This window comes from Streptomyces sp. MspMP-M5 (genome assembly GCF_000373585.1).
In the GTDB taxonomy this organism is placed as follows: Bacteria; Actinomycetota; Actinomycetes; order Streptomycetales; family Streptomycetaceae; genus Streptomyces.
In genome coordinates, this window is sequence record NZ_KB891881.1 from 148,088 (window position 1) to 157,161 (window position 9,074).

A 9,074-nucleotide genomic window follows, 5' to 3' on the forward strand; every position below is an offset into this window, starting at 1 on the left:
CGCCCAACGCCGTGCCGTACCAGAAGATCAGCCCCCGGGCCGCCGTATCAACACCCAGCCAACCCGCCAGCCGCCCCGTGCACTCAGCTGCCTCCGCCTGATCCCGTACGTCTCCGGAGTGCAGCGCTCGCAGCCACCGCAACCCTGCCCAGAAGCCCCCGGCCCACGAGCCGCGCGAAGTCGTCGTCCACCGCCCGCTCTCCGGGTCCGCATACAACGGGAACCGTTCACCGACCTCCGCGGCCGTTACGGCCACCCGGTCCAGGACGAGGGCGAGAGCATGACGCGCCCATGGCATCGACCCGGGACCGTCGGCTCGGGCTGCCTTCCTCGACCGCGCGTTCATGTCCGTACCCCGCTGCCGGTCCGGCGCCGTTCCCGCACCGCCCACACCGCCGCGACCAGGCACGCCGCCGCGAACTCCACCGCCACCAGCAGCCACCCCGGCCCGTACCCGGACGACTCCACCAGCGCACCGAACGCCGGCGGCCCGACGGCGAACCCGGCGAAGAATCCCGCGGACACCAGAGCGGAGTCCCGCCCGGCCCGACCAGGCGCCGCCCGCTGGATCACCACCACCATCGACACGGCATTACCGGCGACCGCGAACACCCCGACCGCCACCGCCGACACCCACACCAGCACCGGGACCCGCAGCGCGGCGACCAGCAACAGCCCGGCAACCACTGCACCACCCGCCAGCACCGCGGGCAACACCACCGCCCGCTCCGGCCGTCCAGCCGCCCTCGACCAGCCCATCCGCCCGGCGATCCCCGCCAGTCCCAACACCGCCACCAGAACACTCGCCGAGGTAGGAGCGAACCCGAGCCGCTGCGCCCCGAACAGGGCCAGATACGTGTTCACCGAGGCTATCCCCGCCCCGAGCAGCAGCGAGAACACCAGCAACCACCCCACCACGGACCCCGCCGAAGACACCTCCCCACCGTCCGGCTTCCGCACCGCACGCCGGGCCGGACCGCCAGGCAACGCATCGACGGGTAGTCCACGGACCGCCCACAGCGCCGCGACCACGGCCAGGGCCGCGGCCACCCACACCGCACCCCGCCAACCGACCCCGCCCGCCAACGCGGCCAACGGCAGACCGGCGGCAAACGCCCCCAGCTGCACCCCCGACTGCTTGGCGCCAGTCACCGCACCGCGCCGCGCCTCCGGCACGACGGCCAATATCACCTTGTTCGTCGCCGGGTTGGCCAGCGCCTGCGGAACCCCGCCCACCGCGACCGCCGCCAGCAGCACCCCGTACCGCGGGGCCGAAGCGATCAAGGCAAGAGCCACACCGACGAGCCACAACAACGCGATCAGACAGCGCCGCGGCCCCACCCGGTCCACCACTCGTCCCGCCACCGGGGACAGCACGGCGGCGGCCCCGAACCCCGCCGTCGTAGTCAGCCCCAACATGGCCCGGCTCAACCGCAGTTCCCCCACCAGCATCGGACCGAGCGCCCCGAGCAGGAACAACTGCAGCATGGAAAACGCCATCGCCGACGTCAGCAGCAGGGTCAGCCCCGCCCCGGTACGCGGCTCGGCGCCCGCGTCACCACCCCTCCGTGGGCCCGCTGGTATCGAGGACGGCGGGAACGACCGGTCTGCGTGCACACGCACTCTTCCTCCATGCCCGGACCACGCACCGCACGAGGCCCACGGCAGAGAGTCGTACGCACCCACCCACCGGTTCCCGCGCCCGGTGCCACGGGGCGCGGCGTCGCAGCTGGTACCTCCCATACCTCCCACGGAACACCGGTGACTGGGATGGCCTGGAAACACGCACAGGAACGCGGCTGGCACCGCGGTTCCACACCGCCGGCGGCCAGGGGGCACGTCGCGCTATGGGCGCGTCACGGCCCGTCTCCGATGGCCCGCTGTGTGGCCAGGCGGATCAGCCTTCTGTCGCTGCGCGTTCGATGCGGTCCAGGAGGCGGTGGCGGCGTACCGCGTGGGCGAAGTCCGGTGCGTGGTGGGTGCCGTTGGTGAGGTCGGCGTGGATCTGCTCGTAGGAGTGGGCGATGGTGTACGCCATCTCGGTGCGGCGGCTGGTGAGTTGGGGCAGTGTCTCGTAGGAGGTGGGGACCGGCAGTTCCTTGAGGGTGGTTTCCTCGCCCCGGGCGCCGTGCACGGTTACCTGGCCGAACTGGAGGTGGCCGGAGGGGCCGGTGAGCAGCAGATCACCTTCGGTTCCGTTGATCTCCCAGTGGAAGTCGGTCGCGCGGGACAGGCCACCACGGAAGTGGACGGAGGCGACCGCGCCGCCCTCCAGCACGCCGTTGACGGCGAGTTGGTCCGGCGCGGTCATCGGCAGGATCTCACCGGTTGCCTCGTCGCGCACGGAGGTACGGCGGGTGGCCATGGTTGCGCCGAGGTCGGTGAACTCTCCGAGAGTCATCGTGAGCGCGTCGATGGTGTGGCCGAAGGGGACGGTCAGCATGGTGGCGCCGTTGGCCGGGTCGAGGGTGTAGGCATTGCGGCCCGGGATGTCGCCGCCCCAGCCGCGTCCCGAGGCGATGATGCTGGTGGAAAGCACCTCCCCGACGTACCCCGACGCGATCAGATCGCGTACGTAGCGGACTGGGGGAGCGGAGCGGGCCTGCAGGCCGACGAAGGTGCGCAGCCCCTTGGATTCGGCGAGTGCTGCCAGCTCTTCGGCCTCGGCGAGCCCGTTGCCCAGCGGCCACTCGCTCAGCACCATCTTTCCGGCGTGCAGCGCGGCCAGTGCCAACTCCCGGTGCTGCGGGACCTTCACGGTGATGACGACCAGGTCGACCTCGTCGCGCCGCACCAGCTCCTCGTGGGTGCCGAAGGCGAGCGGGATGCCGTATTTCTCGCCCGCCGCCTTGGCGGAGGCGGCGCTGGAGGCGGACAGTGCGCGGACCTCGAAGCCGTCCAGCGCGCGCAGTGCGGGCAGGTGGGCGGTGGCGGCCCAGCCGCCGGAGGCGCTGAGGCCGATGATGCCGACGCCGATGGGGGTGCGGGGTGAAGGGGTGGCAGGCATGGGTGCCTCCTGGATGTTGCGGAGCAGGATGGGTCCGCCGGTGGCCTGGGCCTCCGGTGTTCGATGATCACGACCGTAGCCCATGTTCGCATGAATGTGAACATGGAGGCGTGTGGTCATGGATACTGGAGCCATGGCCAGCCGTACCTCTTCGCCCTTGGTCCACCCCGACGAACGGGACCTGGACCTCTTTGTGATCATGAGCGCCCTCGCCGACCCGATCCGGTTGAGCATCGTCGTCACGCTCGGCCGCCACGTCGAGGTCGCGTGCGGGACCTTCCAGTTGCCGGTCGCCAAGTCCGCGCTCAGCCGCCACTTCAAGATCCTTCGTGAGTCAGGGCTGATCCGGCAGCGGGACGCGGGCACCCGACGCGTGAACACTTTGCGCTGCGAGGAACTGGACCGCCGCTTCCCCGGGCTGCTCGACCTCGTACTGAAGGAGGGGGCCGGGCGAGAGGTGGCGGTCGGCGAAACCAACTGAACTGCTATTGAAGGGCGTTGGCCGGTGTGTGTTCCGAGAGCAGGCTGCACGCGGAACCGCATGAGACATCGAGACATCGAGACATCGAGAGGTCGAGGCATCGCAGCGGCTTCGCGTCGGTGTGCCCGCTGAGGGCTCACTTCAGGACGACGCACCCGCGTTCCTCCAGGCTTCGCAGCAAGCGATGGGGGAGCGTGCAGGCGTTCCAACGAAGATCCAGCTTTTCCAGCGCGGGCATCTGCGTGACCCAGTCGGGAATCCGGGCCAGGCGGTTGCTGCGCAGGTCGAGCTGCCGAAGCAGTGGGAGGCCGGCCAAGGACTCGGGTAGTTCGGTGAGGGCGTTCTCACGCAGGTCCAGGTGCCGAAGTTCCTGCAGGTCGGCCACGGTGGACGGCAGATCGGTGAGTGCGTTTCCCTGCAGCCAGAGCTCGCGCAGCTTGTGGAGGTGACCGATGCCGTCAGGCAATGCGGTCAGCTGGGTGTGCTGGGCTCGTAGCTCGGTCAGTTCTGCGATCCGGCCGATGGTTTCGGGCAGGGCGGTCAGAGGGTTCTCGCCGACGTTGAGGTAACGCAGCCGCGTCAGGTTTTCCCATGTGTCCGGGAGCCTGGTCAGGTGGTTGTCGTGGAGGTAGAGGTAGTCGCTCAGCTCGACCAGGTCGCCCAGGGCGTCGGGGAGCGACGTGAGGTTGTTGTGGCCGAGGTCCAACGTGGTCAGGCGGCCCAGGAGCCCGATCTTCGGCGAGAGGGTTGTAAGGCCGGTTTCGGCCAGGATCAGTACGCGCAGCTCGGTGCGCTGCCAGACCCACTCGGGCACCTTCCCGAGCTGCTGGCGCCAGAGGTTGACTGTGGGCTGCACGGCCTGGGCCCCTTCCGTTGACGTCCGCCCGACCGTGTGCCCCTTCCGCAGGCTGATTGCGAGGGGGCGGTCGCCTCGGCCGCAGCAGCGCCGTTCCGTCCCGCGGCTGCTGCTGCCGGCCCGGGCGGTGTGGCGGCCACGGCGAGCAGCGCCAGCACCGCCGTGGTCGCACCGACCCCGCCAGCACGCGAACACCACCAAATCCTGGCTTCACTGCTCTTCTTGGCTTTACCTCTCCTCATGAGTCAACTTTAGGGAGAATAAGCTGAATTGGTCGATAGAGTGCAGGAGGTGAGATGGGAGGCGACGGGCAAATCCGGAGTGGCGGGCTGCCTGTCTCCCCATATCACCACTTCTTGCAGGCGATCCCCATGCTCTGGTTGTTGTCGATGCGCTTGATCTGACCGCAGCTCTTGATGCCGACCCCGTGCGCGTATGTGGCGTTGATGGTGAAGTTGTGACTGCAGCTGTTGCCCGTACCGCTACCACCGCAAATCATCGTGGCCGACTTGGTCGGTGACGTCGTCGTGGAGTAGATGAACTCGTACTGCGCGGGCCCCTGAAGCTCCGGCACCCCGTCAGCCTCTTGTTCTTCACTGACTTACCTCCAGAGGTGTTGCGCCCAGGTGATGAATAGTGGGTCATGGTCGACAGTTGGCCGTCGAGCCTAGGGTTCCCGCTCTGGCGCTGTCAACGATTCCCTTTCCAACTGCCATGTTGGGTAGGGGATTTGGGGGAACGTGTCGCGAGGGCCGGTCCTCGCGGGCCAGTCCCGTGACCCGGTGGGGCATGAGATGAACGCAGAGAGGCGGTTTGACCGGGGCGTCGCTGGGCCGCCGTCCCGGCCGCCTTTCAGGCAAGACACCCAGGTCTGGCACCCCGCAAGTCAGCCAGGCAGGGGTGCCAGGCAACGCGGCCAGACAAGGCCAGGCATTATCCCCAGGAGGTGGGTCCCTGACCTCTCCAGGCCATGGACCGTGAGGAAGCTTGACGCCCGGAGCGCCGTCTGCCGCCCCCGACGCGATGCCGTGCCCAGGCCGCGCCCGTCAGGCGTCGTTCTTCCTCGCCGGCCGCAGGCGCTCCAGCAGGCCGTAGAGCGTCGCGCTCTCGACTTCGGTCAGGGCATCGAGGGCGCCGTGCGTCTCCTGCATCTCCTCGCGCACGCGGCGGATGATCTCGCGGCCCGCGTCGGTCGCGACGACGTTCTTCACCCGGCGGTCCGCGGGGTCGGCTTCACGGCGGACCAGCTCGCGGGCCTCCAGTCGGTCCACTATCCCTGTGACATTCGACGCATCGCATACGAGCAGAGTGGCCAGGCCGCGCATCGGCAGCGGGCCGTCGAGCTGGGCGAGGACCTTCGCCTGCGTGGCGGTGAGGCCGTGGTGGGCTGCGGCGGCCGCGAAATCGCGCCACTGGGCGGTGCCCACTGCGGCCAGCAGTTCCAGCAGCTGGAGCTTGGTGGGTGCCGGCGCGGGTGTGGTCCTCATGGCCAGAGCGTACCCAAAGATGCTTCACGTCATCAATTGTTTACTTGACTACCTGAACTATTTAGGTCTACCGTCTGTCGAAATACTTGATGCCATGAAACATCCATGGCCTGAAGCACCGAAGGTCCCTGCCAGTCATGAGCCACGCCGCATCCGCATCCGCCCCCGCCGCAGGGCGACGGCACGAGACGCTCGTCATCCTCGCCCTGAGCCTTGCCGCGATGGTCGTGTCGATGATGCAGACCCTGCCCGTCCCGATCCTGGGCCTGATTCGGAACGACCTCGGCACCTCGGCCGCCGACGTCAGCTGGGTGACCACCGCCACTCTGCTCTCCGCCGCCGTCTTCACCCCGCTGCTCGGCCGCTTCGGCGACCAGCACGGCAAGAAGCCCACCCTGGTGGCCGTGCTCGTCGTCATGGTCGCGGGCTCCGTCATAGCCGCGGTCGCCGGCTCGCTGCCGCTGCTGATCCTGGGCCGGGTGCTCCAGGGGGCCGCCACCGCGATCTTCCCGCTGGCCCTTTCCGTCCTGCGTGAAGAGGTCCGGCCGCAGCGGCTTCCCGGCGCCATGGCCCTGGTCAGCGGCACCCTCGCGTTCGGCAGTGGGCTGGCGCTCGTCGCCACGGGCCTGCTCACCTCCGGTGCCGACGCCGACTACCGCAACGCCTTCTGGATGGCCACCGGCTTCGCGGTCCTCGCCCTGCTCGCGGTCGTCTTCCTGGTCCCGGCGACCCGGCACAAGACCGGCGGGCGCACCGACTTCCTCGGCGCCCTCACCCTCGGCGTCGCCCTGCTGCTGCTCCTGCTGCCGATCTCCCAGGGGCACGAGTGGGGCTGGGCCTCCGGCCGTACGCTCGGCACCTTCGCCGGTGCGGCCGTCATGATCGCGGTCTGGGTCCTGACCGAGCTGAAGGTTCGCGAGCCCCTCGTCGACATGCGGATGTTCGTCCACCGCCCGGTCCTCATGGCCAACCTCTCCGGCGTTCTGGTCGGCTTCGGCATGTTCGCCAACTTCCTCGGCGTCTCCTACCTCGTACAGATGCCCAAGGCACTCACCGGCTTCGGCTTCGACGCGTCCATCCTGCGGGCATCCGTCCAGTTCCTGCTGCCCGGCGCGATCGTCTCCCTGCTCGCCTCGCCCCTCGGCGGCCAGCTCGTCCGCCACCGTGGCCCCCGGTATGCGCTGGGCGTGGCCGCGGCTTCCGGCGCCGTCGGCTTCGGCTGGCTGGCCCTTGACCACGGCCACACCGCCTCGGTGATCGGAGCCGGTCTCCTGACCGGCGCGGCTGTCAGCTTCGGCTACGCCGCCATGCCCGCCGTCATCATGGCGAGCGTCCCGCACCACCAGAGCGGCATAGCCAACGGCATCAACTCGATCTCCCGCTCCACCGGCAGCGCGATCGGCAGCGCCATCGTCACCACGATCCTGGCGTCCAAGACCGTCGAGCACCTGCCGGCGGGCGTGGCACCGCTGCCCGCCGAATCCGGGTTCACCCTCACCTTCGGCATCGGGGCCGTGGCCTTCGCGCTGGTCGCGGTGATCGGCTGGCTCGGCCTGCGCGGACGACAGGGGCAGCAGGCACAGCACCGGCTGCACGGCCCCGGGACCGCCAAGGTGGGCACGGCGAGTGCTGATACCTCGTCAATTCAGGCTGAGGAAGCGACCGTTGTTGACTCCACTACAGAGCTCGCGCCCCAGGCCGACGCCGTCCCGACGGGCGCCGCGCAGACTGACGCCGTCCCAGCCGATGCCGTCTTGGCCGGGATCGTCCGGGCCGGGGCCGGGTTTCACGGCCTGGTGCGGGACGCCGCCGGCGAGGCGCTGGACGGTGCCGCCCTCACCCTCATATCGCCGGACGGACGGCAGGTCGGCCGTACGCTCTCCCACCCCGACGGCCGCTACGCGCTGCACGCCCCGGCCAGCGGTCCGTACGTGCTGATCGCCGCCGCCGAGGGCCATGAGCCGCAGGCCGCCGCGGTCATGGCAGCAGCCACCCCGGTCGCCTACGGCGTACGGCTCCGGCGTGCCGCAGGAACGGCCGGTGCGCAGGTGCGGGGCACCGTGCGCGCCGGGAAGGCCGGCGATCCGCTGCCCAACGCCCGGCTCACGCTGGTCGACGCCGCCGGGAACGTCGTGCGCACCACCCTCTCGGACGCCGACGGCGCGTACGCCTTCACCGACCTGACCGCGGGCGAGTACTCACTCATCGCCAGCGGCTACCCACCCGTCGCGTCGGCGCTGGCCGTCGAGGGCCGCGGCACGGACGACTTCGCTCTGGAACTGGCACACCCCGCGCCGCAGTAGGCCACAGCCTCCGGGAGCGCCAGGCAGCTCGCCGGACCGCCGGAATCCCGCGCCCCCAGACGGCAGACGGTCGTCCTACGCCACTCCAACACACTCATTGCGCACACCTACTGATACCGACAAGGAGCACCCGATGACCGTCTCTACGTCCCCCGCCTCCCGCGCGGCCGAGATCCTCTCCCGGCCCGTCGCGCTGAACGGCCTGACCGTCCCGAACCGCATCGTGATGGCGCCGATGACGCGGATGTTCTCCCCGGGCGGCGTCCCCGGTGAGGACGTGCGGTCGTACTACGCCCGTCGGGCCGCCGCGGGCGTCGGCCTGATCGTCACCGAGGGTACCTACGTCGGCCACGACTCGGCGGGGCAGAGCGACCGCGTTCCGCGTTTCCACGGCGAGGAGCAGCTCGCCGGCTGGGCGAAGGTCGCCGAGGACGTGCACGCGGCAGGGGGCACGATAGTGCCGCAGCTGTGGCACATCGGCATGGTCCGCAAGCCGGGCGAGCCGCCCTTCGTCGACGCCCCCGCCGTCGGCCCCTCCGGCATCCGCATCGACGGTACCGAGGGCACCGGCAAGGCGATGACCCGAGGCGACCTGGACGACGTCATCGGTGCCTTCGCCGAGGCCGCCGCGGCCGCCGAGCGGATCGGCTTCGACGGCGTCGAACTGCACGGCGCCCACGGCTACCTCCTCGACCAGTTCCTGTGGGAGGGCACCAACCGCCGTACCGACGCCTACGGCGGCGACCCGGTGGCCCGGACGAAGTTCGCGGCGGAGATCGTGGCCGCCGTCCGGGACACCGTCTCGCCCGCCTTCCCGGTGATCTTCCGCTACTCGCAGTGGAAGCAGGAGGCGTACGACGCACGGCTCGCCCAGACCCCGCAGGAGCTGGAGGCGATCCTGGCTCCGCTCGCCGCGGCCGGCGTCGACGCCTTCCACGCC

Annotated in this window: 8 protein-coding genes; 3 read left to right on the forward strand and 5 right to left on the reverse strand. The window is 70.1% G+C overall.

Annotation, left to right across the window (positions count from 1 at the left end; translation table 11 throughout):
* Positions 1 to 342 precede the first annotated feature (342 nt).
* Positions 343 to 1,617, reverse strand: coding sequence for an MFS transporter (locus B073_RS0111195; protein WP_018538186.1), 1,275 nt, complete (start codon positions 1,615 to 1,617; stop codon positions 343 to 345).
* Positions 1,618 to 1,897: 280 nt separating this feature from the next.
* Positions 1,898 to 3,007 carry a Gfo/Idh/MocA family protein gene (locus B073_RS0111200; protein ID WP_018538187.1) on the reverse strand — a complete coding sequence of 370 codons (1,110 nt, stop codon included), beginning with the start codon at positions 3,005 to 3,007 and terminating at the stop codon, positions 1,898 to 1,900.
* A 133-nt stretch (positions 3,008 to 3,140) separates the two neighbouring features.
* Between B073_RS0111200 and B073_RS0111205 the strand changes: the two genes are divergently transcribed.
* Positions 3,141 to 3,488 (forward strand): ArsR/SmtB family transcription factor, encoded by a 348-nt coding sequence (locus tag B073_RS0111205; RefSeq protein ID WP_037811469.1) that lies wholly within the window; start codon positions 3,141 to 3,143, stop codon positions 3,486 to 3,488.
* A gap of 136 nt (positions 3,489 to 3,624) precedes the next feature.
* Here B073_RS0111205 and B073_RS0111210 read toward each other — a convergent pair whose 3' ends face one another.
* From B073_RS0111210 to B073_RS0111220, 3 genes are all read right to left on the reverse strand, one after another.
* Entirely contained in the window at positions 3,625 to 4,344 is a 720-nt protein-coding gene (locus B073_RS0111210) for a leucine-rich repeat domain-containing protein (protein WP_018538189.1), read from the reverse strand.
* A 346-nt stretch (positions 4,345 to 4,690) separates the two neighbouring features.
* On the reverse strand, positions 4,691 to 4,918 hold the full coding sequence (locus B073_RS0111215; RefSeq protein WP_018538190.1) for a hypothetical protein: 228 nt from the start codon (positions 4,916 to 4,918) through the stop codon (positions 4,691 to 4,693).
* Positions 4,919 to 5,390: 472 nt separating this feature from the next.
* The gene (locus B073_RS0111220; RefSeq protein ID WP_018538191.1) at positions 5,391 to 5,831 is read right to left on the reverse strand and encodes a MarR family winged helix-turn-helix transcriptional regulator; all 441 of its coding nucleotides are present in this window, start codon (positions 5,829 to 5,831) and stop codon (positions 5,391 to 5,393) included.
* A gap of 137 nt (positions 5,832 to 5,968) precedes the next feature.
* Between B073_RS0111220 and B073_RS39785 the strand changes: the two genes are divergently transcribed.
* Both B073_RS39785 and B073_RS0111230 read left to right on the forward strand, forming a co-directional pair.
* Positions 5,969 to 8,134: an MFS transporter gene (locus tag B073_RS39785; RefSeq protein WP_078507980.1), complete on the forward strand. Its 2,166-nt coding sequence runs from the start codon at positions 5,969 to 5,971 to the stop codon at positions 8,132 to 8,134.
* A 133-nt stretch (positions 8,135 to 8,267) separates the two neighbouring features.
* On the forward strand, positions 8,268 to 9,074 hold an 807-nt coding region (locus B073_RS0111230; protein ID WP_018538193.1), incomplete at its 3' end, for a hypothetical protein.

Coding starts and splice junctions, on each gene's coding strand:
- B073_RS0111200 (WP_018538187.1), bottom strand. CDS start 3,007: ATGCCTGCCACCCCTTCACCCCGCACCCCCATCGGCGTCGGCATCATC.
- B073_RS0111205 (WP_037811469.1), top strand. CDS start 3,141: ATGGCCAGCCGTACCTCTTCGCCCTTGGTCCACCCCGACGAACGGGAC.
- B073_RS0111220 (WP_018538191.1), bottom strand. CDS start 5,831: ATGAGGACCACACCCGCGCCGGCACCCACCAAGCTCCAGCTGCTGGAA.
- B073_RS39785 (WP_078507980.1), top strand. CDS start 5,969: ATGAGCCACGCCGCATCCGCATCCGCCCCCGCCGCAGGGCGACGGCAC.